This is a genomic window from Variovorax sp. RKNM96, assembly GCF_017161115.1.
GTDB lineage: Bacteria > Pseudomonadota > Gammaproteobacteria > Burkholderiales > Burkholderiaceae_C > Variovorax.
This window is the reverse complement of record NZ_CP046508.1, coordinates 2,446,099-2,470,760: the sequence shown is the minus strand read 5'-3', so window position 1 is coordinate 2,470,760 and position 24,662 is coordinate 2,446,099. Positions and strand designations below refer to the sequence as shown.

Sequence of the window (24,662 nt, the reverse complement as noted above, 5' to 3'; positions counted from 1 at the left end):
TTGCAAAAAGGGGGCTTCGAGGGCAACCGGTCATTCTAGGGTTTGACCTTTGCACCCTCTGCGTTCGTTTCTATGGGTATCGGGGGCGACGAAAAAGAACGGTCGTGCTTTTTCGTGATTATAAGACAGCATCGGGTGCCCACCCGCAGCCGCTACCTCTTGTCGCCGCTCGCCCGCAAACGATGCGCGGCCTGCTTGGCGCGATTGCCGCAGACGGCCATGCTGCACCACCGGCGGATATGGCCGCGCGTCGTATCGAGAAACATCAACGTGCAGGTCGGGCCTTCGCAGGCCTTGACCTGCAGGAAATTCGCGGTGGCCAGCAGCTCGGCCATGGCTTTTGCGACCGGCAACAGAAGCGCTTCGGGCGAACGCCAGCGCCGGTGGCGCACCCAGGTCAGCTCGGAGGGTTCATCCGCGCCGGACGAGTCCCTGGCACGCACTTCGACCTGATCGAACTCCTCGTCCCGGGCCAGCAGCCGGTTCAACGGGTCCAGGTCCTTCAGGGCGTTGCGCGTGAGCCGCGCCCCTTTGTGGGCCTGCACGAATCCCCTGAACCATTCGCGCAAGGCGCGCGCCTGCGCGGCCACGGCGTCCAGCTCACCCGGGCCGGCACCTTCGCACACGCCCTTCAGTTCTTCGGGACTGACCAATCCGGCTTCCTGGAGCCAGTTCACGAAGTCTTCCCCGGATTCCAGCCACTCCACCTGGGCGTCCACGGGAAAGCCGACGGAGTTCAAGAAATCGAGTGCCAGTGAATCCGCCAGGAACATGGCCGGAGGCCGCTTCTCCTTCATCAACTCTCCTTGGTACTGCGTGTTCGCAGTGATCCGCGACGTTCGCGGAGGCCTCCTGCAAGGGAGGCGATTTTATTCGGCCCTTTGCGACGGCAGCGCTTGCAGCGCAGGCCACGCCCATGCAGAATAACCATTCTAATCAACTTAGACAAGTTACCTACAACACACATCAGACAGCAAACAGCCTGTCTTGAAACACGCAAAGGAATGGAACATGGCCAATCAAACGACAGTGGTACTGGTGCACGGCGCCTGGGCAGACGGATCGAGTTGGGCCCAGGTGATCGAATCCCTGGCGCATGCGGGAATCAAGTCGATCGCGGCGCCGCTGCCTCTGACCACCCTGGAAGACGATGTGAAATCGCTCACCCGAAGCCTTGCGCGCATCGACGGCCAGGTGCTCCTGGTCGCGCACGCCTACGGCGGCGCAGTGATCGGCGCGATCGAGAGCAACAAGGTCGCGGGGCTGGTCTACATCGCCGCGCTGGCACCCGATGAAGGCGAGACGGTGGCAGACGTCTTCTATCGCGCGCCACCGCATGCCCTCGCGCCCAAGCTCGCACCGGATGCCGACGGATGGATCTGGCTGCCCGAGGATGCCTTCGCCTCGGCGTTTGCGCAGAACGCCTCGGTGCAGCACCTGCAGGTGCTGGCCGCGGTCCAGCGCCCCATCGCCCCGCCCTGCATCACCGTCCCTGTGGGCCGCCCGCTCTGGAAATCGAAGTCAAGCTGGTACCTGATTGCAGAGGACGATCGGATGATTCCGAAAGACACCCAGGTCTTCATGGCCAACCGGATGGGCGCGACCCAACGGCTCGCCGCCGTCGACCACACCCCGAGCGTGTCGGCGCCGGACGAAGTGACCGTCGTGATCGTCGAAGCGCTTCGATCTCTCTAGATCGACTTCACCTCGCCACCGTCCATGCGAAGGACGGTGCCGGTCATCCAGCGCGCGGGAGGCGAGACGACGAAGGCGATGAGCTCGGCGATCTCTTCCGGCTCGCCGAATCGGGCGATCCCCGCCTGCGCCAGGAAGAGCTTCTTCGCATCGTCCACGCTGACGTTGCGTGCAGCGGCCGCCTTCTCGATCATGGCCATGCGGCGGCCGGTCATGATCGCGCCGGGCGACACGCTGTTGACCTGCACGCCATCCGCAATCCCCCGATCGGCGAACGCCTTGGCCAGCGCTTCGATGGCGGCGTTGATCGCGCCCACTGCCGCGGCACCTGCCTTGGGCGTCTCGGCGGCGTTGCCGGAGATGAAGACGACCGATCCGCCGGCAGCCTTGAGGGCCTCCCATGCGCGCAACGTCAGCCGCCTTGCGCCGTGGAATTTCAATGCCATGGCGCCATCCCACTGCTCGTCCTTCATCTCGAAGACGTCCAGGCCGGGAACGGCACCTGCGACATTCACCAGTGCATCGATTCGCCCGAATGCTTCGAGCGTGCGTTCGATTACCGTGTCCGCACTCTTCGCATGGCCCAGGTCGCCTTCGACGACCAGTGCCTGTGCGCCAGCCGACTTCACCGCGGCCGCCACATCGTCGAGCCGCTCACCGCTTCTCGCGGCAAGCACGACGCTGGAGAAATCGCTTGCCAGCCGCAGCGCCGTGGCCCTGCCAATGCCTGAGCTCGCGCCCGTAACTATCGCGACAGATTTCGTCATCTTCATTCACTCAAGAGTTCGGTTGTTCAAAGAAAGAAAGTGGTGCGGCTAGACCGACTTGACTTCGCCGCCATCCATGCGCACCGCCGTGCCGGTCATCCACTTGGCCGCTGGAGAAACAAGGAACGCGATGAGGTTCGCAATCTCTTCCGGCTCGCCGTACCGCGCGATGCCCGCCTCTTTCGGAAACTTCGCAAACGCTTCCTCGACGGTCATGTCGTGTGCAGGCGCCCAGTGCTCCAGGTACGAGCGCCGCCGCCCGGTCATCACCGGTCCGGGAAGGACACTGTTGACGGTCACACCGTCGCGAATCCCGAGATCGGCAAATGCCTTCGCCAGGGCCACGATCGCCGCATTCACCGTGCCGACGGCCGCGTAGGACGCCTTCGGAAACTGGGCCGAGTTGCCCGACGTGAGGATCACCGAGCCCTTGCTCGCCTTCAGGTGCTCCCAAGCCTTGACCGTCAGGCGGCGCGCGCCGTGCAGCTTCAGGCTCATGCCGTCGTCCCATTGCGCATCCGTCATGTCGAGCAGGTCGACCTGCGGCACAGCGCCTGCGATGTTCACGACGGCGTCGATGCGGCCAAACGCTTCGACCGTTCGCGCGACGACCTCTTCCGCGGTCGCCGGGATGCTCAGGTCCGCAGGAAGCACGAGGCTCTGCGCACCCGCCGCCTTCGCCTTTGCGGCGGTGGCATGAAGCTTCTCTTCATTCCTGGCGACCAGCACCAGCCGGCCGAAGTCACGCGCCAGGCGAACCACTGTTGCCTCGCCGATCCCCTGGCTGGCGCCAGACACGATGGCTACTGAATTCTTCATCTCGTTTCCCCGGCCATGCGATGCGGACTTCAAGCCAGGAAATCACGAATCACCGCGGCGATCTGCGTGGCATGCGTTTCCAGCGCGAAGTGCCCCGTGTCGAAGAGCACGACCTGCGCATCCGGCACGTCCTTCCTGAACGCTTCGGCACCGGCCGGAAGGAAGAACGGATCGTTCGTCCCCCACACGGCCAGCACGCGCGGACGGTGCGTGCGCAGGTACTTCTGGAAAGCCGGATAGAGCTGCACGTTGCTCTGGTAGTTGCCGAAGAGGTCCAGCTGGATCTCGGCCGAGCCCGGCCGTGCCAGGTAGAAGGTGTCGAGCGTGTACCCGTCCGGGGAGATCGCCGACTCGTCCGACACGCCGTGCGTGTACTGCCATTTCGTCGTCTCCGGTGACAGGAACGCGCGCAGCGCATCGCGGTTGGCCTGCGAGGCGTCGTTCCAGTACGCACGGATGGGATTCCACCCGTCGCTCAGGCCCTCTTCGTACGCATTGCCGTTCTGCGAAATGATCGCGGTCACCCGCTCAGGGTGCCGCAATGCCAGCCGGAAACCGACGGGCGCGCCGTAGTCGAACACGTAGACCGAGAACCGGTCGAGCTCCAGCTTTTCGGTGAATCCTTCGATCACCTCGGCCAGATGGTCGAAGGTATAGGTGAACGCTTCACGCGGCGGCATCGCGGATTGGCCAAAGCCCGGCAGGTCGGGCGCCACCACGTGAAAACGATCCGCCAGCAACGGGATCAGGTCACGAAACATGTGGCTCGAGCTGGGAAACCCGTGCAACAACAGCAAGGTCGGACAGCTGCGGTCGCCAGCCTCCCGGTAGAACACATTCACACCATCGATGTCGATGGATCGGTTGGCGACAACGCTCATGACTGACTCCTGGATAAGTAACCTATCAAATTAATTTAACAAGGTTACTTCTCGATGAAGTAACTTGTCAAATCAATTTGATCGGTTACTCGGGGCGAGCGTCGACGCGAGGCGCTGCCGAGCGAGGCTCGGGCGTCGTTCGTGGAAATCAGGCAGTTGGGGAGCGTCGCGGCCCTGATGGCGGGCGGCGAGATTCGGCTCTGGAATGCGGAAGCGGCCTGCAGCAGGCGGCCCCGTGAAAGGCATGCCGCGACGGGTGCCCTGTCAGGGCGACCCATCGCTCACTCAGCGATCATTTTTTCTCGGGCTCTGCCGCGGCAGGCAGCGATTCCACCCGCACCACCCGCTGCGGGTAGGGAATGTCGATGCCCGCGCCGCGCAGTCCTTCGAGGATCGCGATGTTGATGGCCGAGCGCAGGTTGTCCTTGCCCTTGTCCGGATCGGCCACCCAGAAGTGCAGGCTGAACTCCAGGCCGTCGGGCGCGAAGTTCACGAGATAGGCCACCGGCTCCGGGTCGGTCATCACGCGCGCCTGCGACTTCGCCGCCGTGCACAGGATGGCCTGCACTTGCGCCACGTCGCTCTCGTAGCCCACCACGATGTTGGTCGTGATGTTGAACTTGCGGTCGGCCAGCGAGAGGTTTTCCACCCGGCTGGTGATCAGCGATTCGTTCGGCACGATGGCCTCGCGCCCGTTGCCCGCGCGGATGAGCGTGTAGCGCGTCTTGATGTCGGTGATGCGGCCTTCGAAGGTGTCGACCTTCACGTTGTCTCCGATGCGGATCGAGCGCTCCAGCAGGATCACGAAGCCGCTCACATAGTTGGCCGCCAGCTTCTGCAGGCCGAAGCCCAGGCCCACCCCAAGCGCGCCGCCCAACACCGAGAGCGCAGTGAGGTCCACCCCCACCGCCGACAGCGCGAACAGCAAGCCGATCAGCAGCAGGAAGGCACGCACCGCGTTCGACGCCACCTTGCGCATCGAGAGGTCGGTAACGGCCTCGCGCAGGATGCGCTTCTCGATGGTCGAGGCGATCCACAGCGCAATCACCAGCACCAGCCCGGCCGACAGCACGCCTTGGAAGATCGTCTGCACGCTCACGCGCGTCTTGCCGAAGGCCAGCGTGATGTTGTCCAGTTCGGCCAGCACGGGTGGCAGCAGCCCGACGATCCAGAGCACGGCCGCGATCCAGGCTAGCCACGAGATCGTGCGCTCGATCAGCCGCACCAGGTTGGAGGTGGGAAACACCGCCCTGAGCACCCGCGCGAAGAGACGGATGACCGCCAGTGACAGGAACACCGACACCGCGATGCGCAGCACCAGCACCGTCTGGAAATCGATCACCACGCGCCGCGCGAGATCGGTGAACACCAGCGACAGCAGCGGGAACAACAGGCCGTCGAAAGTGCTTTCGCCGAACCAGATGGAGTCCTTGGGCTGGTCGCGCCCGAACCATTTGCAGATGGCCCAGGCCAGGGCCACGCAGGCCACCAGCACGCTCAGTTCGATGCCGATGCCGGTCGCATCGACCAGTTTCAGGCGTTGGGTGAAGTCGTTGAAATTCATCGATGAAAAAACACGGCGCCAACCGCGCCGATTGCGTTACAGGTCCGCGAGAACGCGGATGTGCGCTTCGACGCTGCGCGCCAGCGCATCGAGGTTGTAGCCGCCCTCGAGCATCGAGACGATGCGGCCGCGCGCATGGCGTTTGGCGACGTCGTGGATGCGGCTGGTGATCCAGGCGAAGTCGTTCTCGGTGAGGCCGAGCTGGCCCAGGTCGTCTTCGCGGTGGGCGTCGAACCCGGCGCTGATGAACACCATCTGCGGGCGGAACTCTTCGAGCCGCGGCATCCAGGCGGCTTCGATGAGTTCGCGCACGTCCATGCCGCGGGTGTAGGCCGGAATCGGCAGGTTCAGCATGTTCGGCGCCGGATGCTCGGTGCCGCTGTACGGGTAGAACGGGTGCTGGAAGAAGCCGACCATCAGCACGCGCGGATCGTTCGAGAGGATGTTCTCGGTGCCGTTGCCGTGGTGCACGTCGAAGTCGACGATGGCCACCCGGTCGAAGCCATGCACTTCCAGCGCATGCCGCGCCGCAATGGCGACGTTGTTGAAGAAGCAGAAGCCCATCGCCCGCTCGCGGCAGGCGTGGTGGCCCGGCGGGCGCACCGAGCAGAAGGCGTTCTCTATGTCGCCGGCGATCACCGCATCGGTCGCGGCGATGGCCGCGCCGGCGCCGCGACGTGCGGCCAGCAGCGTGAAACGGTTCAGGGAGGTGTCGGGGTCGAGCTGCGCGTGGTCGGGGCCGCCGGCCGGCTCGTCGGCCACCAGGCGCATATGGAGCTCTTCGAGAAGCTCGACGTGCTCCACGCTGTGGGCCCGGGTGAGTTGCTCCAGCGTGGCCAGCGGCACGTCGCAGTGCTCCAATGCGTCGCTGACACCGGTGAGGAGCAGCCGGTCTTCGATAGCATCCAGTCGCTCGGGGCACTCGGGATGACCCCGGCCCATGTCGTGCTTCCAGAAGTCGCGGTGTGTGAAGTAGCCTGTCTTGCCCATGTCTCTTGTCGCGTCTAGACCTCACGCGGCATGGGGCCGCAAGGTCTTACGGTATCGTTTGCATATGGATACAAATATGGACGTTGCTGCGAAGCTTGCCACTTTGCTGAGTCAGCTTAACACGGTGATCGTCGGCAAAGAGGCGCAGGTGCGCGACTGCGTGGCCTGCCTGCTCGCCGGGGGACACCTGCTGATCGAGGATGTACCGGGGGTCGGCAAGACCACCCTCGCCCACGCGCTTTCTCACACATTCGGCTTGCAGTTTTCGCGGGTCCAGTTCACTGCGGACCTGATGCCTGGCGATCTTTCGGGGGTGGCGATCTACGACCGGGGCCAGCAGGCCTTCGTGTTCCATCCCGGGCCGATCTTTGCGCAGGTGCTGCTGGCCGACGAAATCAACCGCGCAAGCCCCAAGACCCAGAGCGCGCTCCTCGAGGCGATGGAAGAAAAGCAGGTCACCATCGAAGGCGAGACTCGCCCGCTGCCCACGCCTTTCTTCGTCATCGCCACGCAGAACCCGCAGGACCAGTTGGGCACCTTCGCACTGCCCGAGTCGCAGCTGGATCGCTTCCTGATGCGCATCTCGCTCGGCTACCCCGACCGCGCCGCCGAGCGCCTGCTGCTCTCGGGCGTCGACCGGCGCGAGATGCTCGCGAGTCTGCCTGCGATGCTGACCGCCGGCGAGCTCACCGCGATCCAGCAGCGCGTGCAGCAGGTGCATGCCTCCGAGCCGCTGCTCAACTATGTGCAGGACCTGATCGCCGCCACGCGCTCGGGCCGCTGGTTCCTGCAGGGCCTGTCGCCGCGTGCCGGCATCGCGGTGCTGCGCGCCGCCAAGGCGCAGGCGCTCCTGGCCAACCGCAATTACGTCGCGCCGGACGATGTGCAGTCCGTGCTGCCGCAGACGATCGCGCACCGGCTCACGCCCGTGGGCGATGCGGGCCGGGGCGCCGTCGAACAGGTGCGCGCGATGATCGCGGCGGTCCCGCTGCCGTGAATCCTGTCGGCGCCCTGCGCGCGCGCATCGACGGCTGGTTCCTGTCCCGGCGACCGCCGTCGGACACGCTGGAGCTCACGCAACGCAACGTCTACATCGTGCCCACGCGCGCCGGCTGGACGCTGGCGGCCACGCTGCTGGTGCTTCTGGTCGCGTCGATCAATTACCAGCTCAACCTCGGCTACCTGCTGACCTTTCTGCTGGCCGGCAGCGTCGCGGTGGGCATGCATGTGTGCCATGCCACGCTGCGGGGCCTCGCGATGCGCATGATGCCGCCCGAGGCGCACTACGCCGGGGCCGCGGCCGTCTTCCGGGTGGTGCTGCACAACGAGCGGCGCAGCGTGCGCTACGGCATCGGGATGGCGGTGCGCGGCAGCGGGCAATGGGCCTGGACCGATGTGCCGGCCGAGGGCACGTCGACGGTCGAGATCGCTTTTCTGCCCGAGCGGCGGGGGCTGCATCCGGTGCCGCCGCTGACCGCGGAGACGCGCTTTCCGCTCGGGACGTTCCGTGTGTGGACGGTCTGGCGCCCTGCGGCGCAGATGCTGGTGTATCCGGCGCCCGAGGCGCATCCGCCGCCGTTGCCGCCCGGCGAGCCGCTGTCGGGGCCGGCGGCCATCTCGGCTGCGCAGCGGGCGCATGGCGCCGGTGAGTACGACGGTGTGCGTGCGTACCGGCGTGGGGATCCGCTCAAGCTGGTGGTCTGGAAGAAGGCTGCGCGTGCGCAGGCGGCTGGGTCGGAAGACCTCGTCAGCCGCGACACGCAGCACACGCAGCGCGAGGAGCTGTGGCTCGATGCGCAGGCGGCCGGGCTTGCCGACACCGAGGCCCGGCTGTCTCGGCTCTGTGCCTGGGTGTTGATGGCGGACCGGCTGGGAGTGGATTACGGCGTCCGTGTTGCGGGCCGGGTGATGAAGCCCTCGCAGGGGGAGGCTCATCGGCGGGCCTGCCTGGAGGCGTTGGCTTTATGTTGAGGGTTGATGGGTTTTCTTTCCGAGGCCGGGTCTCGCCCCGGCGGGCGAGCTACTTTCTTTTGCTTCGCCAAAAGAAAGTAGCCAAAGAAAAGGCGACCCTGCTGTCTGCGTCCCTCCGCTTCGCTGCGGGCAACCTGCGGTGCTCGACTACGGCGGGGGTCCGCAGAACTCGCTTCGCTCAAACAGCTGCGGCCCTGATCCCGCCTACGTCTGCGCTCCTCGGCGCAGCCAGAAGGGCTTGGAGACAAGACACGCCTTCGCTGCGCTCGGCACACGAGACCAATACCAATAGCCAATTCAAGGCGGACACGCTACGCGTGTCCGCCCTTCGGGCCGAGCGAAGCAATGGCCCGCATGGTTTCCACTCCCTCTGGCTGCGCCGAGGAGCGCAGCGTTTTGCGGATCAGGGCTCGCAGCTGTTTGAGCGAAGCGAGTTCTGCGAGACCCCGCAAAACGCGAGCACCGCAGGTTGCCCCGTAGCGCAGCGCAGGGGTCGCAGACAGCGGGGTCGCCTTTTCTTTGCTTACTTTCTTTTGGCGAAGCAAAAGAAAGTGAGTCGCCCGCCGGGGCGAGACCCGGCCTCCGCCCCCCGCAAGGGGCCCGCCCCATGAACAAGCTCATCCAAAAGCTCTCCGCTCTCCCAAGAGACGCCCGGGACACCCTCTTCCTGCTGACAGTCATCGCCCTGATAGTGCTGCCGCAAGTAGAAAACCTCCCCTGGTGGTGCACAGCCCTGACGGCGCTGGTGCTGCTGTGGCGCGGCTCACTGGCCATAGAAGCCCGCCCCCTCCCCAGCCGCTGGTGGCGCATCGCCCTGCTCGCACTGGCGTTGGCAGGCACCTACGCCACTCATCGCACCCTCCTCGGCCGCGACGCAGGCGTCACGCTCATCGTCATCCTGCTGGCCCTCAAGACCCTCGAGTTGCGTGCCCGAAGAGACGCCTTCGTCGTCTTCTTCCTGGGCTTCTTCGCGATGCTCACGAACTTCTTCTATTCGCAGTCGCTGCTGACGGCCTTCACGATGCTGCTCGCGCTGCTGGGCCTGCTCACGGCGCTGGTCAACGCGCACATGCCCGTGGGCAAGCCTTCGCTGATGCAGGCCGCCCGCACGGCCGGATGGATGGCACTGGCCGGCGCGCCGATCATGCTCGCGCTGTTCCTCCTCTTCCCGCGCTTCGCGCCGCTGTGGGGCACGCCGAGCGATGCGATGGCCGGGCGCATGGGCCTGTCGAACACGATGCGCGTCGGCGTCATCGCCGAGCTGGCACTGGACGACAGCATTGCCGCCCGCATCAAGTTCGACGACAACCGCACGCCGCCGCAGAGCCAGCTCTACTTCCGCGGCCCGGTGCTCGGCCAGTTCGACGGCCGCGAGTGGACGGCGCTGCCGGCACGGGCACGCGGCGGGCAAGGACTCGCGAACCTCCGTGTGACGGGCGAGCCCGTGCGCTACGAGGTCACGCTCGAGCCCAGCAACCGCCCCTGGCTGCTGACGCTCGACGCGGCTCAGAAGGCGCCCGAAGCCCCCGGCCTCGAAGTCATGGGCACGCCCGACCTGCAGTGGCTCTCGAACCGCCCCGTCACCGACCTGCTGCGCTATCGCGCGGAGAGCTACCCGCGATTCCAGAGCGGTCCGGTGCGCCGCGCCGGCGGGCAGTTGCAGGCCTACCTGGCTCTGCCACCCGGCACGAACCCGCGCACCGCCGCGCTCGCCGCGGAGATGCGCAACGAACCGGCCCTGGCCGGCGCCGCCACGCCCACCCTCGTCCAGGCCGCGCTGCAGCGGCTTCGCACCGGCGGCTACACCTACACGCTGGAGCCCGGCGTCTACGGCAACGACACGGCCGACGAATTCTGGTTCGACCGCAAGGAAGGCTTCTGCGAGCACATCGCCTCGGCCTTCGTGGTGCTGATGCGCAACCTGGGCATTCCCTCGCGCATCGTGACGGGCTACCAGGGCGGCGAACTCAACAGCATCGACAACTACTGGATCGTGCGCCAGCGCGACGCGCACGCCTGGGCCGAAGTCTGGCAAGAAGGCGCAGGCTGGGTGCGCGTGGACCCGACGGCCTCGGTCGCTCCCGGCCGCATCGGCCAGTTGCAGCGGCTCATGCCACAGCCGGGCCTCTTCGCGGGCGCCATCGGTGCGATGAGCCCGACGCTGGTGCAGAACCTGCGCGCCGCTTGGGAGGCGGTGAACAACGGCTGGAACCAGTGGGTGCTCAGCTACACCCAGAGCCGCCAGCTCAACCTGCTGAAGAACCTCGGCTTCGACGCGCCGAGCCTCGAAGACCTCGCCTACGTGCTGCTCTACCTGGTCATCGCCGCGAGCCTCGCCGGCGCAGGCTGGACGCTGTGGGAACGCAGCCGGCACGACCCCTGGCTGCGCCTCCTCGGCCAGGCCCGCGCGCGCCTGTTGAAAGCCGGCCTCGCGGTGCCCGAGACCGCCCCGCCGCGCCAGATGGCGGCACAGGCCGACGCGCGCTTCGGCGCCGCCGCCCAACCGGTTCACGACTGGCTGCTCAAGCTCGAGGCCCAGCGCTATGCAGAGGCTGCGCCCGAAACGCTCGCGGCCCTGCGCGCGGAGTTCCGGCGCCTCGCGTGGCCGGTCGCAAATCCGCGCGGCTGAAACCACATGTGTCCCGCCGGCAGCCCCGCGCGGGCGGGCGGCACAATCGGCCGATGCGATTTTTTCTTCCCACGCCCTCTCGCTCCACCGCCGCCGTCATTCTTCTCGCTGCCTGCTGCGCCTGGTCCACGGGGGCTTCGGCCCAGAAATCCGCCAACGGCCGCAACGCTGCGGCGAGCCCGGTTCGCGGCAGCATCCCCTACGCCACGCGCGACGACGCGATGCAATTCGCCGACGACGTGGCCGCACGCCGCGGCCTCGACCGCGATTGGGTGCGCGCCACCATCGGGAGCGCCCGCTTCCTGCCCAATGTGCCGCGGCTGATGCTGCCGGGCCCGGTGGGCACGGTGAAGAACTGGCAGACCTATCGCAGCCGCTTCATCGACCCGGTGCGCATCGCGGCCGGCGTGCGCTTCTGGCGCGACAACGCGGCCACGCTGGCACGCGCCGAGCAGGTGTACGGCGTGCCGCCCGAAATCGTCGTCGGCATCATCGGCGTGGAAACCATCTACGGCCGCAACATGGGCAACTTCCGGGTGATCGATGCGCTGGCCACGCTGTCGTTCGACTTCCCGCAGGGCCATCCACGCGCGGCCGAACGCGAAGCCTTCTTTCGCGGCGAACTCGAGAGCTTTCTGAGCACCGAGAGCCGCACTGCCGAAGATCCGCTCGTTCCCCTCGGCAGCTACGCCGGCGCCATGGGCATGCCGCAGTTCATGCCCAGCAGCATCGCCAAGTACGCGGTCGACTTCGACGGCGACAGCCGCATCGACCTCGTCAACAACCCTGCCGATGTGATCGGCTCGGTCGCGAGCTATTTCAAGGCCTTCGGCTGGCAGCCCGGCATGCCGGCGATCTACCCGGTGCACTTCGAGGAAGCGCGGCTGAAGAAGGCCCTGCTGCTCGCACCCGACATCCTCCCGAGCTTCAGCGCCGACAGCTTCGTGGCCGCCGGTGCGGTGCCCGAAGGCGAAGGCATCCGCCACAAGGGCCTGCTCGCGCTCGTCGAGCTGCAGAACGGCGCCGACGCACCGCCGACCTATGTGGCCGGCACGCGCAACTTCTATGTGATCACGCGCTACAACTGGAGCAGCTACTACGCGATGTCGGTGCTCGACCTCGGCCAGGAGGTCAAGGCCGCCATGGAGCAATAGCGCCATGACGCCCGAGGCGCTGCTTGCGAACTGGACCGAGACCTGGCGCGCCCTGGGCATCGAAGCACCCGACCTCGCCCTGTGCGCCGAGCTGCAGCGCCGCTACGGCGAGCCGCAACGCCACTACCACACGATGCAGCACCTGGGCGAATGCCTTGCCTGGTTCGAGCGCGAGAAGGCGCTGGCCGAACGCCCGGGCGAAGTGGCGCTCGCACTCTGGTTCCACGACGCCATCTACGACGTGCATGCGCACGACAACGAAGCACGCAGCGCCGACTGGGCGCGCGAGGCCGTGCGGACCGCGGGCGCGAGCGAAGAAGAAGCCGAACGTATTCATGCGCTCGTGATCGCCACGCGCCATGACGCGGTGCCCGAAGGCCGCGACGCCGAGCTGCTGATCGACATCGACCTCTCCATCCTCGGTGCCGAGCCGGCGCGCTTTGCCGAGTACGAGCGCCAGATCCACGCCGAATACGCCTTCGTGCCCGCCGAGGTGCGCATGCCTCGTCGGCGCGCCATCCTGCAGCGCTTCCTGGACCGCGAGGCGATCTACGCCACGCCGCGGATGCACGCGCTGCTCGAGGCCCGCGCGCGCACCAATCTGCAGCATTCCATCGCCGCAAGCTGAGCCCCGGAGCGGGGCATTGCCGAGCCATCGGCCCGGCCGCCAGTTTGTTGCGTTGCCAACGCTGTGTTGCGTGCGGGAAATCACACGCCGCATGGCGAAACCGCGCCCCTACACTGCGGCCGTCACGCACAAGCCACCTCGGAAAACGCACCCGCTGCGCACACGAACACCCCAAGACACTGCCGATGAGAAGCAGCCAGAACTGAGGAGATACAGCATGCCGACGACCTGTTCGCCCACCCGTCGCGATGCGACGCGCGTACCGCCGCTCATAGCGCCCCTCGTGCTTCGCAGCCGGGCCGCGTAGCGCGCTTCCACCCCCGCCATCCACGCGAAAGGCTCCCGCCATTCGCGGTGTACACGCACGCCCTTTTTTTCTTCTCTCTCCCATTCACCGCACACCAGGAAAAGGAGTCGATCCATGGACCTTTGACGCACACCGATCGCGCCACCCGATGAAGCGGTAGCCCCCTTCCCCTTTTCACCTCTCTCTGTCACTGCCGCCAGCGGCCGGTGTGGGTCTTCTTTTGCCCGCCGCCTTCGGCCACCGCCTCCCACAACCAATCCCAACCAAGGAGACATCCCCTGTGAACACCCGATTGACCCAACTCGCCACCGCCGTCCTTCTGCTGGCCGGCCTCTACGGCAACGCCAATGCCCAGGACGCGCAAACCGACGAGCCCCCGCAGGCCGAAGCCAAGGACCCCACCAAGGAGTTCGTCAAGAAGATCAACGACGCCACCGGCCTGGAGTTCTGGGGCTACGGCCGCGGCGGCTTCTACAGCACCGGCAAAGGCAATCTCAAGGGCGGCTATTCCCTCGGCGGCGACCTGCAGAAGTACCGCCTGGGCAACGAAGGCGACAACTACCTGGAGTTCGGCATCGGCAAGAAGTTCGACCTGGGCGATGGCATCAAGTGGGGCGTGTTCTACATGCCCACCATCTACAACGGCAAGAGCGGCACCGCACAGGCCTACTTCTCCCTGACCGGCATCTTCGGCAACGCCGCAACCCTGTGGGCCGGCCAGCGCTACCACCGCATCCAGGACGTGCACATCGTGGACAAGTGGGTGGTGGAGGATGGCGACAACTACGGCGCGGGCATCGACGACATCCCGCTGTGGGGCGTCGGCCGGCTGAACGTGGCCCTGCACACGGCCGACTCGGTGGACAACAAGAGCGGCAACCCCAACAACGCCAAGCGCATCAACGTGCAGTGGCGCGACATCCCCACCAACCCGGGCGGCAAGCTCACGGTGACGGGCGGGCTGATCTCGGGCGACTTCGCCAAGGGGCGCGACGGCGGAGCCCTGGGGCTCATGCACATCCAGAAGAACTTCCTGGTTCAAGGCCTGAACAACATCTTCATTGCGCAGGCCTCGAGCGGCCACGCCTCGCTCAGCGGCAAGTTCTACAACCTGGACAACAGCACCACGACCACGGGCCTGTTGCTGCCGCCGGGCTTCGGACTGGAGAACACACTGCTCTTCGCGCCGCTGGTGGAGCGCACGGTGATCACGCCACAGGCGGGCGCCAAGCAGCGGCGCATCCTGGATTCGATGGACTTCCAGTTCGGGCGCTTCGGCGGCCAGGGCCTGATCGGCTACCAGATCACGCGCCCGGACAACGGCCCGGAGACCAAGGACTTCTCGCTGGGCGGGCGCCTTTCCTACGGCATTGCCAAATACACCAAGCTCCTGGCCGAGCTCTCGACCACGCGCCGCAGCACCGACGACCAGCCCCGCCAGACGCTGAACAAGGGCACGATCGCGGTGGCCTTCTCGCCCAACACCGATTTCTGGACGCGGCCGGAATTTCGGATCTACGCCACGCGTGCAAGCTGGAACAAGGCGGCGGGCGATGCCAACGTCACCAGCTTCGGAGCGAACGGACGCAGGAACGCCACGACCTTCGGCATCCAGATGGAAGCATGGTGGGAGTGACGCTCCACCGTTGACCTGCCGCGCGAGTAGCGCTCAGAAGGTGTGCACCTTCTCAGGCCGGCACCAGCCGCCACCACTCAGTGCGCGGCAGTTCTTCGTTGCGCTCCTCCTCGACGATGCCGAACAGCAGGCCTTCGCGGGGAGCGCCGAGCTTCGCCAGTTGCAGCAGGCGCTCGGGATCGCGGCAGAGCATGAAGCTCGCGTCGCCCTGCCATTCGAGGCAGCGGCCGACCTCGGCGAGCATCAGCGCCGGTTGGCTCTGCATGAAGGTGAACGGCATCGGCAGGCCGGCATCGAGTTGCTCCAGCCCCGTGTAGGTGGCGCCCCATGCGCCGCGCCTGCTGGCCACGCGCAGGCGCGCGCCCTGCGGCAGCGCGGCTTCGTCCGCCGCATCGAGGCAGCGGCGTGCGCCGTACATCGCCAGTTCGGTCCACAGGCCGACGCGGCGCGGCCGGCGGCCGAGGCGGCGTGCCAGTTCGTCGCGCCAGTCCGCGGGCGGTGGATGAACGACGAAATGGGCGACAGTGCGCCAGACGGTCTCGATCCCCGCGTTCATGGCGAAATCCCTAGGCAAGGCGTTCATTGATGCACCCTTGGCGCTGCGCGCCCTCCCGCCAGGCGGGAGCGAGCTTGCTTGGGGCGGCCCGGCGCAGCGCTCATGCGTGGCAATCTCTCAGCAGCAGCGAGGCATGTCCGCCGCCGAAGCCGACGACGTTGAGCAGGATGTTGCGCAGCTTCGCGGGCGGCTCGGCGCTCAGCTCGATGCCCAGCGTGTCGTCCAGCGGATAGTCGGTCGATGGCCAGGCGCCGCCCTCGATGCAGCCGACCAGGAGGGCCAGCTCGGCGGCACCCGCCGCGCCGAGCGTGTGGCCGAGCGACGACTTGAGCGACACCAGCGGCGGCAGCCGGTCGAACACCTGCTTGAGCGCCTCCACCTCGATGGCGTCGTTGACGGGACTGCCCGCGGCCTGCACCTTGATGAGGTCGATGTCCTCGGGCCGCAGCCCGCTCTGCGCGAGCGCGGTCTGGCACATGGCGCGCACGGCGCTGGCCTCGGTGCCCGACGGATTGCGCCCGTCGACCACGTTCGCGCCGCCCGTGATGCGCCAGCGCGTCGGCCGCGCACCCAGGCGCAGCGCCGCCACGGCCTCGCCCAGCACCAGCCCCCTGCGCTCCGCGCCGAAGGGCTGGGCGTTGCCCGGTGCGAGCAGCTGCATCGCGCGGAAGCCGGCCGCGGTGAAGCGGTTGTCCAGCTCTGCGCCGAGCACCAGCGCCTCGTCTGTGCCGCCGCCGCGGATCAGGTCGGCAGCCGCCAGCACGGCGTTGAGCGCCGAGGTGCAGGCCGTGGAAATGGTGAAGACCGGGCCCCGCCAGTCGAGCGCCTCGGAGACGATGGTGGCGAAGTCCTGCAGGTCGCCGCCGAGCCGCAAGTCCGGCTTCTCGTACTCCATGTAGCCGATGTCGAGCGAGGACGACGCGACGAAAAGCGGCGCGGTGCGAACGCCCCACTCGCCGGTCTGCGCGACCACGTTGCGCACGGTGCGCCGCACGCGCTCGAGCCAGTTGCCCTCTTGCGGCGGCAGCTTGTAGACCGGCCAGCCGTTCCCCTTGGCGATGCTCACCGGCGTCGGTGGCACACCGCCACGCCGCAATGCGTCGAGCGCGCCGGGCATGTCGTTGCCGAGCACGCAGGCAAGACCGGTAGAAGCCAGGTAGACGCCGCCGCTCATGCTTTTCCGACCTGCGCAAGGTGTTCCGCAAGATGAGCAATGGAAGTCAGCGCGCGGCGCGTCTCCTTGCTGTCGGGCATGCGCACGCCGAAGCGCTGCTGGATGGTCATCGACACCTGCAGCGCATCGAGCGAGTCGAGGTCCAACCGCGCCTCGGGGCCGAACAGCGGCTCGTCGTCGCCGAGGCCGCCGGGGGGAGCCTCTCTCTCGACGGCTTCGAGCACCATCGTCTTGAGGCTGGCGATGAATTCAGGGGTAACGCTACTCACGGGGTACTCACGATGTGCGCCTGCGAAACAGAAAGACTGCGAGAAGAAACATGGCCGCCGCAAACGCGACCAGCCGACCGACCTGCGGCAATGCATCGACCACGCCGCCGCCGCGCAACAGCACGGTCAGCAGCGCCTCGAGGCCCCAGTTCATCGGCGAGACCTCGACCAGCCGCTGCATGAAGCCCGGCATGACGAACTTGGGCACCATGATGCCGCCTGCAGCCGCCATCAGCACGTTGACCATCGGTCCGAGCGTAGCCGCTTGCGCGTGAGTTCGCACGAGGCATGCCAGCGCAAGCGACAGGCTCACTGCGGCAAGGCTCACCGCCGCGAGCGACAGCAGCAAGGCGCCCCAGTGGATGCCCGCGAGCGAGAGCGCATCGCCGCCGATCAGCGGCATGAACCAGATGCCGGCTGCAAGCATCAACAGCGCCTGCAGCGCGTTCACGCCGAGGTACGGCAAGGCCTTGGAGGCCAACAGCATCGTGCGCGAGACACCCAGGCTCTGCAGCCGGCCGAGCGCGCCCGAGCCGCGCTCCTGCACGAACAGGCTGGAGAGCGAGGCCACCACGAAGAACATGCCGAAGACCAGCCAGGCCGGCACGTTCTGCTGCACCGAGGTGGGCCGCGGGCCGGCGGTGGAGAAGCGCTCGGCCTGCACCATCGCCTGGATGGAGGCATCGGGCGCGGGGCTGGCGGTACCGGGCACGGCCAGCGCGAGGCGCGCCTTCAACTCGCCCGATGCGCCGATGAGTTCCGCGCGCAGCGCATTGAAGAGATTGGCGTCGATGCCCGGTTCGGTCAGCAGCCGGATGTGCGCCCTGGTCGAGAGCGCGGCCGATTCCAGTTCTTCCGAGAGGCCCGGCTCCAGCACGATCACGTACTTGAGCGATCCGTTGCGCAGGCGATCCTGCCAGTCCTTGCCGAGCGGCTGCGGCGCGCCATGGCTGCGCTGCCAGATCTGCAGCAGCCAGTTGGCGGGCGTCGCGGTATCGCGCGCGTCCACGGCGTAACTCAGCTCGGCGAGCGGCGGGCGGTAGATGTCCTTGAGCGTGAGCGACATCAGCACGATGAAGACCATCGGCATCAGGAACAACACCGCCAGCCCGTGCATGTCGCGCACGAGGGCGAGCAGTTCCTTCTTGATGAGCGCGGGAAGCATCGGGTTCGGTCGTTCAATCTCGCAGCGAGCGGTGGGTCAGTGCCATGAAGAGTTGCTCCAGGTCGTGGCGGCCGAACTCGGCGTGGCGCACCTCGATGCCCAAGGCTTCGAGTGCCGCCAGCACCGGGCCGGGGCCGCTGCCGGGGTTCAGGTGGATGCGCCACTGCGCCGCCCCCTGCTCCACCGTGCCGAAGCGCGAGAGCATCTCCGCGTCGAGCCCGTCGGCCGCGAGCGTGAGGAGCATCGCACTCCTGGACAGCAGATCGTCGAGAGACCCTTCACGCAGTACGCGGCCGTGGTCGAGGATGGCGACACGGTCGGCAATGGCCTCGATCTCTTCCATGTAGTGCGAGGCATAGATCACCGCCGCACCCGCTTGCGCGAGGCTCTTGATGGCGTCGAGGATGAACGCGCGCGACTGCGGATCGACGCCGACAGTGGGCTCGTCGAACAGCATGAGCTCGGGCTCGGGCAGCAAGGCGATCGCGAGGTTCAGCCGGCGCTTGAGGCCGCCCGAGAGCCGGTCGGCACGCACGCCCGCGAACGACTCGAGCTGCGAGAAGTGCATGCAGGCGTCGATGCGCTCTCTCTTGCGCGCGCCCGAGAGCCGGCTCGCTGCGGCAAAGCATGCGAGGTTCTCGGCCACCGTGAGCATCGAATAGAACGCCTGGTCCTGCGGCGCGACCGCGATGCGCGTGGGCGTTTTCGCGCGCACCTCTTTGAGCGGCTGGCCGTCGATGCGGATCTCGCCCGACTGCACCGCGAGCGCACCCGAGAGGTGCGAGATCAGCGTGGTCTTGCCCGCGCCGTTCGGACCGAGCAGTCCCAGCACGCAACCCCGCGGCACGGCGAGCGAGACATCGGCCAGCGCGGGGGCCGTGGCGTGCGGGTAGCGGTGTCCGAGATTCTTCAGCTCAAGCATTGTTCAGGCGACGGCAGCCTTCAGATCGCGAAAGAAGTTTTCCTCCTGCTGCGCCTGTTCGCGCAGCTTGCCCGCCAGTGCAACCGGATCGACGGGCTCGCGCCCCTTCACCATGCGCGCCGCCTTGAGCGCGAAGGCGCGCCAGCCGTCGCCGATGGCGATGAGCCGCTCCGACATCTGCGTGAGCTGCGGCTTGCCGAGCAGCTGCGCGGCCTCCTGCAGGAAGCCCGCGTAGATGAAGCGGAAGCCCGCCCCGCCGGTGCCGATTTCCTCCTGCATGCGCACCAGGTGGCCAATGAAATCGACGCTGCGCGGATCGGTGGCCGACAGCCGCTGCATCCGGTTGGCGAGCGTGCGCATGCCGCGCACGCCGACGATGGGAATGGGCGCGAGCATGTTGCGCACCGTCTTGCGGATGGCCTTGGTCACCGAGGCGGCGTCGACCGCCTTGCGATCGATGGCCTGCGGGTAGTACATGAGCCCCTTGGGCGCGAGCACGCCCTTGGCGAAGCGCGCACGCGAGAGATCGGCGCTCGCGCAGCGCACGGGCTCCTCGAACACCGGGTCGCTGATCAGGTAGTCGTCGCCGTCCTTGCCGTAGACCAGCAGGTTGTGCGCGTTGAAGTGAAAGCGCATGTTCGGTGGAAAGTACGGCAGCCAGTACACCGAGGTCTGCAGGCCCACCAGCCGGCCATCGGCCAGCAGTGCATCGAGGCGCTGTTGCCCTGCCTCGGGACTGCGGAAAGTCTCGAAACTGAAGCGCGCGGCCATCGGTGCCAGGAGGCCCTTGATGATGGCCTTGGGCGGCATGCGGTACGAGATCAGCGGCAGGCCCGACAGCTTGATGAACGGCAGGTAGGCGAAGGACAACGCCGACGACAACCCCAGCGCCATGCTCTCGGTCATCGGCGCGCCGTGGTGGCGCATCAGGCTGGAGATGACGCCGCTTTCGCAGTGCGCCGCCTGTTGGTGTTGGAAGTTCACGGCAGGCCTTGCAAGGTGGAAATCGGAAGGCCCAGCGCCTCGGCATAGCGCGCAAGCTGCGCCTGGGAGAGCGACGAGAAATGCCGGGGCTGCAGGTGGCGCCGCACGCGCCATTGCCAGAAGCCGCTGGTCTGGGAGAGCAGCGCCACGTCCATGCGGCGCTCGTACATCCAGTATTCGAGCGGCGATGCAAGGCCGGCCTTCGCCCGCTCCTTCGCTTCTTTCGCCTGCTCGACCAGCACGTCGACCGCGTGGCTGGTGACGATCTCTTCCGCCTCCCAGCCGCGCGAGGTGGTGGTGACGACGCGGCCCTGCGCGTCGCGCGCGTACATCAGCTTGGAATGGCCGTCGAGGGTCGCGTTGCCCTCTTGCGGAACTGCGTCGAGGTCCATGTCAGGCCTCCCGCCGGGCCGCCCCAAGGGAGGCCTGCGCCCCCTCGGGGGGCAGCGATACGCGAAGCGATGAGCGTGGGGGTTTCATACGGCCTCCATATGGATGAAGCCGCTGGAGAAGCGGCCGCTTTCGGGCACGAACATCAGGAGCTTCTGGCCGGGCTGGATGCGTCCGGAACGGAACAGCTCGTCGAGCATGATGTACGGCGATGCCGACCCGGTGTTGCCCTTGCGCGCGAGGTTGCTGAACCAGCGCTCGCGCGGAATCGAAAAGCCCATGGCATCGAGGCAGCGGCTCACCGGCTCGACGAAATAGTTCGACGACAGGTGCGGCAGGAACCAGTCGATGTCCGCCGCCTTGAGCCCGCGCTTCTCGATGACGGCGGCGAGCGGTTCGGCCAGCGTGGCGCGCACGATGTTGTCGTTGAGCAGGCGCACGTCCTGCTTGACGGCGAAGGTCGAGTCGCGGTGCCAGTCGGCAGGCGCGGTGCGGGCCCAGCCGTCGAGGCCGCCTTCGGCGTTCTTGTCGGCGCCCGCATACATGCACACCGGCAGCTCGTGCGCGGCCGACGACAGGTCGATCCAGTCGATGCGCAGCGACAGCGGCCCGCGCGGCTCGCGCTCCAGCAGCACCGCGCCTGCGCCGTCGGACAGCATCCAGCGCAGGAAGTCCTTTTCGAAGGCCAGCTCGGGCCGTTCTTCGAGCGCTTCGAGCTTGTGCTCGAGCTCGGCCTCGAAACGGGAGCCGCGCATCACCGCGGATGCGAGCTCCGAGCCCGTGGCCACCGCGCGGCGCGCATCGCCCGCGCGCACCGAGAGCCAGGCGTGCTTGAGCGCCGCGGTGCCCGCGAGGCAGATGCCCGCGCAGGCCACCACTTCGAGCCGCGGCCAGCCGAGTTCGCCATGCACCATCACCGCATGGTTGGGCATGAGCTGGTCGGGGAGCGAGGTGCCGGTGGCGAGACAGTCGACCGGGCCGATGTCGTCGCCCAGCCCGCGGATGGCCGAGGCGGTGAGCTGCGCGTTGGTCATGGCCAGTTGGCCGGTGGCACGATCGATGGCGTAGTGGCGCGACTGGATGCCGTTGCTGCGAAGAATCAAGCGCCGCGCACGCGACGCCTTGCCGGCGATGCGGCCGAGGACTTCTTCGATGTCTTCATTGCTGACCGGGGAAAAGGGCAGGAAGGCGGCGGTGCGGGTCAGGAAGACATCAGTCGTCATAGAGGTGGGAGCGGTCCGTGGCAGAGCCCGACGGGCACTCGAATTGGGCTGTCATTTTAGTCAGCCACCCCTTGAACAAAGGTCGCAGAAGCGCCTGCAGCGTCAAGCTCACGGGCACGACCGTGACAATGAGCGCAAGCAGGAACACCACATAGAGCAGCAGCAACGGCTTGCGCGGCCAGGCACCGGGCCCGCCGGCCGCCATGATGAGCTTGCCCCAGAGGAAGAAGCTGCGGGTGCCGGCCTTCTCGCTGATGAGAAGGCGCGCATTGGCCTGCACCGCGCCCAGGCCCGCCAGCAGCGGCCCGGTGCCGCGCTCCAGGTCGCCATGCAGCGCATCGCGCAGCGCACGGCCGAAACGGGCCGTGCTACGAATTTGCGTAGCACTGAGTCCCGCATCGGGCATCCCCCAGAAGCCGCGCTTGCGGCCCCAGATGAGCCACGCCGGCGTGGTGAAAAAGGTGGCGAGCGTCGGGCCGGGATCGGTCAGCACCACGTTGTCGATGAGGCGCGCGCCCACGTCGTCCAGCATGCCCTTGAGCTTTTCATGGGCCAGCAGCCACATGTTGCGGCAAGCGATGACCGTGACCACCGGCTTGCCCTTGAGCAGGCGCCCGGCCAGCGGGTGCTTGAGGAATGCGGTGACCGGCTGCGAAGGCGCGAGAAACCATACCTGGTACGGCAGGATGACGAGGTCGAAATCCTCGTCGCCCGTGAGCGAGAGCGGCGCCAGCGGCGGCGGCTTCAGGTGCGCCGACTCCGGGAAGGCGTCGAAGAAGGTGATGAAGGGCCAGGGGAACGGAAACGGCGCCAGCGGGCGCAGCGTTTCCTCGTGCACCTCGATGGACGGATCGGCCCGCAAGGGCGCGACGATCTGCTCGGCAACGCTGTCGAGCTGTCCGGACTGCGAGTAATGAATCACCAGCACCCGCTTGGGGCGTGCGACCGGGTCGGCGGAACGGGGAAAGCTGGTAGTCACTGGGTGGGCTGTTTCGAGGGCCGTCGAATGTAAATCAATCATTAACAAAACGCATCTGCCATTGGTCATGCCGTCGTGCCGATCCCACGAACATGCGACGCCCGAACGAAAAAGGGGCCGCACCCTCCGGCGCGGCCCCTTTTCACTGTGCCAACTGACAGTTCGAACTGCGGCGCGCTCAGCGCACCTTGCCTTCCTTCCAGGCACCCAGCAGCTTGTTGTAGTCGATGGTCTCGCCCTTGGGCTTTTCGTTGGCCAGCTTCTTCCACGGGGCGTGGTCGTCGCTCAGGTACTTGGCCGGATCACCCTTGGGGTTGAGCTTGGGCGCGCAATGGGCCATGCCGGCGCGTTCCAGGCGCGCCATCACGTTGTCCATCTCGTCGGCCAGGTTGTCCATCGCCTTCTGCGGGGTCTTCTCGCCCGTCACGGCCTCGGCCACGTTCTTCCACCAGAGCTGCGCGAGCTTCGGATAGTCAGGCACGTTGGTGCCGGTCGGGGTCCATGCCACGCGCGCGGGGCTGCGGTAGAACTCGATCAGGCCGCCGTACTTGTTGGCGTTCTGCGTGAAGTAGTCCGAGCGGATGTCGCTGTCGCGGATGAAGGTCAGGCCGGTGATCGACTTCTTGAGCGAGGTCGTCTTGGCGGTGATGAACTGCGCATAGAGCCAGGCGGCGGCCGTCTTGTTGGCGTCATGGCCCTTGAAGAAGGTCCACGAGCCCACGTCCTGGTAGCCGTTCTGCATGCCCTGCTTCCAGTACGGGCCGTTCGGGCCGGGGGCCATGCGCCACTTCGGCGAGCCGTCGTCGTTCACGACCGGCAGGCCCTTCTTGGTCATGTCGGCGGTGAAGGCCGTGTACCAGAAGATCTGCTGGGCGATCTGGCCCTGCGCGGGCACCGGGCCGGATTCGCCGAAGGTCATGCCCATGGCTTCCTTGGGCGCGTACTTCTTCATCCAGTCGATGTACTTGGTGAGCGCGTACACGGCGGCCGGCGAGTTGGTGGCGCCACCGCGCGAGACCGAGGCGCCCGTGGGCGTGCACTTGTCGGCAGCCACGCGAATGCCCCACTCGTCGATCGGCATGCCGTTCGGGATGCCCTTGTCGGCCGCGCCGGCCATCGAGAGCCACGCATCGGTGAAGCGCCAGCCGAGCGACGGGTCCTTCTTGCCGTAGTCCATGTGGCCGTAGATCGGCTTGCCGTCGATGGTCTTCACGTCGACGCTGAAGAACTCGGCGATGTCCTCGTAGGCGCTCCAGTTGAGCGGCACGCCCAGGTTGTAGCCGTACTTGGCCTTGAACTTGTCCTGCAGGTCCTTGCGCGCGAACAGGTCGGCGCGGAACCAGTACAGGTTGGCGAACTGCTGGTCGGGCAGCTGGTAGAGCTGGCCGTCGGGCGCGGTGGTGAAGCTGGTGCCGATGAAGTCCTTGAGGTCGAGGCCGGGGTTGGTGAACTCCTTGCCCGCGCCGCCCATGTACTCGGTCAGCGACATGATCTTGCCGTAGCGGTAGTGCGTGCCGATCAGGTCGGAGTCGGACACCCAGCCGTCGTAGATCGACTTGCCCGACTGCATCGAGGTCTGCAGCTTCTCGACCACGTCGCCTTCCTGGATCAGGTCGTGCTTGACCTTGATGCCGGTGATTTCCTCGAAGGCCTTGGCCAGCGTCTTCGATTCGTACTCATGGGTGGTCAGCGTTTCGGAAACGACCGACACCTCCTTCACACCCTTGGCCTGCAGCTTCTTGGCGGCGTCGATGAACCACTTCATCTCCTCCATCTGCTTGTCCTTGGACAGGGTCGACGGCTGGAATTCGCTGTCGATCCATTTCTTCGCCTCGGCCTCGCCGGCCGACGCAGCGCCGTGCGCGGCGAACATCGCCGCTGCCAGTGCCAATGCCGTGTAGCGCATCTTCATGAATGTGTCTCCTCGGTTGTGCTTCCCCGGTTTTTTCCATCGCGGCT

23 protein-coding genes are annotated in these 24,662 nt (G+C 66.8%); 7 read left to right on the top strand and 16 right to left on the bottom strand.

From position 1 onward, the window contains the following. Positions 1–152: 152 nt before the first annotated feature. Entirely contained in the window at positions 153–797 is a 645-nt protein-coding gene (locus tag GNX71_RS11375; protein ID WP_206178402.1) for an ABATE domain-containing protein, read from the bottom strand. A 214-nt stretch (positions 798–1,011) separates the two neighbouring features. Here GNX71_RS11375 and GNX71_RS11370 point away from each other — a divergent pair, with 214 nt between their 5' ends. After that, positions 1,012–1,695: an alpha/beta hydrolase gene (locus tag GNX71_RS11370; protein WP_206178401.1), complete on the top strand. Its 684-nt coding sequence runs from the start codon at positions 1,012–1,014 to the stop codon at positions 1,693–1,695. On the opposite strand, the gene GNX71_RS11365 is transcribed toward GNX71_RS11370, so the two are convergent. The 5 genes from GNX71_RS11365 to GNX71_RS11345 all read right to left on the bottom strand — a co-directional run bounded on the left by GNX71_RS11365 (position 1,692) and on the right by GNX71_RS11345 (position 6,716). Next, on the bottom strand, positions 1,692–2,462 hold the full coding sequence (locus tag GNX71_RS11365; protein WP_206178400.1) for an SDR family oxidoreductase: 771 nt from the start codon (positions 2,460–2,462) through the stop codon (positions 1,692–1,694). The genes GNX71_RS11370 and GNX71_RS11365 overlap by 4 nt on opposite strands. A gap of 48 nt (positions 2,463–2,510) precedes the next feature. Continuing rightward, on the bottom strand, positions 2,511–3,314 hold the full coding sequence (locus GNX71_RS11360; protein ID WP_241027229.1) for an SDR family oxidoreductase: 804 nt from the start codon (positions 3,312–3,314) through the stop codon (positions 2,511–2,513). Next, positions 3,311–4,162: an alpha/beta hydrolase gene (locus GNX71_RS11355; RefSeq protein ID WP_206178399.1), complete on the bottom strand. Its 852-nt coding sequence runs from the start codon at positions 4,160–4,162 to the stop codon at positions 3,311–3,313. The genes GNX71_RS11360 and GNX71_RS11355 overlap by 4 nt, the downstream gene beginning before the upstream one ends. A gap of 292 nt (positions 4,163–4,454) precedes the next feature. Next, positions 4,455–5,726: a mechanosensitive ion channel domain-containing protein gene (locus GNX71_RS11350; RefSeq protein WP_206178398.1), complete on the bottom strand. Its 1,272-nt coding sequence runs from the start codon at positions 5,724–5,726 to the stop codon at positions 4,455–4,457. A gap of 36 nt (positions 5,727–5,762) precedes the next feature. Then, positions 5,763–6,716 (bottom strand): histone deacetylase family protein, encoded by a 954-nt coding sequence (locus GNX71_RS11345; protein WP_206178397.1) that lies wholly within the window; start codon positions 6,714–6,716, stop codon positions 5,763–5,765. Positions 6,717–6,792: 76 nt separating this feature from the next. Here GNX71_RS11345 and GNX71_RS11340 point away from each other — a divergent pair, with 76 nt between their 5' ends. The 6 genes from GNX71_RS11340 (at position 6,793) to GNX71_RS11315 (ending at position 15,041) form a co-directional block, all read left to right on the top strand. Beyond that, positions 6,793–7,713, top strand: a complete 921-nt coding sequence (locus tag GNX71_RS11340) for a MoxR family ATPase (RefSeq protein ID WP_206178396.1) — start codon at positions 6,793–6,795, stop codon at positions 7,711–7,713. After that, positions 7,710–8,687 carry a DUF58 domain-containing protein gene (locus tag GNX71_RS11335; protein WP_206178395.1) on the top strand — a complete coding sequence of 326 codons (978 nt, stop codon included), beginning with the start codon at positions 7,710–7,712 and terminating at the stop codon, positions 8,685–8,687. The genes GNX71_RS11340 and GNX71_RS11335 overlap by 4 nt, the downstream gene beginning before the upstream one ends. Before the next feature lie 607 nt (positions 8,688–9,294). Next, the gene (locus GNX71_RS11330; RefSeq protein ID WP_206178394.1) at positions 9,295–11,316 is read left to right on the top strand and encodes a DUF3488 and transglutaminase-like domain-containing protein; all 2,022 of its coding nucleotides are present in this window, start codon (positions 9,295–9,297) and stop codon (positions 11,314–11,316) included. A 53-nt stretch (positions 11,317–11,369) separates the two neighbouring features. Then, positions 11,370–12,470 carry a lytic murein transglycosylase B gene (gene mltB / locus GNX71_RS11325; protein ID WP_206178393.1) on the top strand — a complete coding sequence of 367 codons (1,101 nt, stop codon included), beginning with the start codon at positions 11,370–11,372 and terminating at the stop codon, positions 12,468–12,470. A 4-nt stretch (positions 12,471–12,474) separates the two neighbouring features. Continuing rightward, on the top strand, positions 12,475–13,098 hold the full coding sequence (locus GNX71_RS11320; RefSeq protein WP_206178392.1) for an N-methyl-D-aspartate receptor NMDAR2C subunit: 624 nt from the start codon (positions 12,475–12,477) through the stop codon (positions 13,096–13,098). Positions 13,099–13,685: 587 nt separating this feature from the next. Next, entirely contained in the window at positions 13,686–15,041 is a 1,356-nt protein-coding gene (locus GNX71_RS11315; RefSeq protein ID WP_241027228.1) for a carbohydrate porin, read from the top strand. A 52-nt stretch (positions 15,042–15,093) separates the two neighbouring features. Here the strand turns inward: GNX71_RS11315 and GNX71_RS11310 are convergent, their stop codons facing one another. The 10 genes from GNX71_RS11310 to GNX71_RS11265 form a co-directional block, all read right to left on the bottom strand. Next, complete coding sequence (locus GNX71_RS11310; protein WP_206178391.1) at positions 15,094–15,597, bottom strand: hypothetical protein; 504 nt, start codon at positions 15,595–15,597, stop codon at positions 15,094–15,096. Positions 15,598–15,697: 100 nt separating this feature from the next. Continuing rightward, positions 15,698–16,771 (bottom strand): beta-ketoacyl synthase N-terminal-like domain-containing protein, encoded by a 1,074-nt coding sequence (locus GNX71_RS11305; RefSeq protein ID WP_206178390.1) that lies wholly within the window; start codon positions 16,769–16,771, stop codon positions 15,698–15,700. Next, positions 16,768–16,998 carry a phosphopantetheine-binding protein gene (locus tag GNX71_RS11300; RefSeq protein ID WP_206179415.1) on the bottom strand — a complete coding sequence of 77 codons (231 nt, stop codon included), beginning with the start codon at positions 16,996–16,998 and terminating at the stop codon, positions 16,768–16,770. The genes GNX71_RS11305 and GNX71_RS11300 overlap by 4 nt, the downstream gene beginning before the upstream one ends. 49 nt (positions 16,999–17,047) lie before the next feature. After that, positions 17,048–18,205 carry an ABC transporter permease gene (locus tag GNX71_RS11295; protein WP_206178389.1) on the bottom strand — a complete coding sequence of 386 codons (1,158 nt, stop codon included), beginning with the start codon at positions 18,203–18,205 and terminating at the stop codon, positions 17,048–17,050. 13 nt (positions 18,206–18,218) lie between these two features. Continuing rightward, entirely contained in the window at positions 18,219–19,127 is a 909-nt protein-coding gene (locus GNX71_RS11290) for an ABC transporter ATP-binding protein (protein WP_206178388.1), read from the bottom strand. Positions 19,128–19,130: 3 nt separating this feature from the next. After that, the gene (locus GNX71_RS11285) at positions 19,131–20,111 is read right to left on the bottom strand and encodes a BtrH N-terminal domain-containing protein (protein WP_206178387.1); all 981 of its coding nucleotides are present in this window, start codon (positions 20,109–20,111) and stop codon (positions 19,131–19,133) included. After that, entirely contained in the window at positions 20,108–20,503 is a 396-nt protein-coding gene (locus GNX71_RS11280) for a hypothetical protein (RefSeq protein ID WP_206178386.1), read from the bottom strand. The genes GNX71_RS11285 and GNX71_RS11280 overlap by 4 nt, the downstream gene beginning before the upstream one ends. 84 nt (positions 20,504–20,587) lie before the next feature. Beyond that, positions 20,588–21,724: a beta-ketoacyl-ACP synthase III gene (locus tag GNX71_RS11275; protein WP_206178385.1), complete on the bottom strand. Its 1,137-nt coding sequence runs from the start codon at positions 21,722–21,724 to the stop codon at positions 20,588–20,590. After that, entirely contained in the window at positions 21,714–22,745 is a 1,032-nt protein-coding gene (locus tag GNX71_RS11270) for a dialkylrecorsinol condensing enzyme (protein WP_241027312.1), read from the bottom strand. The genes GNX71_RS11275 and GNX71_RS11270 overlap by 11 nt, the downstream gene beginning before the upstream one ends. 136 nt (positions 22,746–22,881) lie before the next feature. After that, a complete protein-coding gene (locus GNX71_RS11265; RefSeq protein WP_206178384.1) occupies positions 22,882–24,615 on the bottom strand; it encodes an ABC transporter substrate-binding protein in 1,734 nt (577 codons plus the stop codon). Between the last annotated feature and the right edge of the window lie 47 nt (positions 24,616–24,662).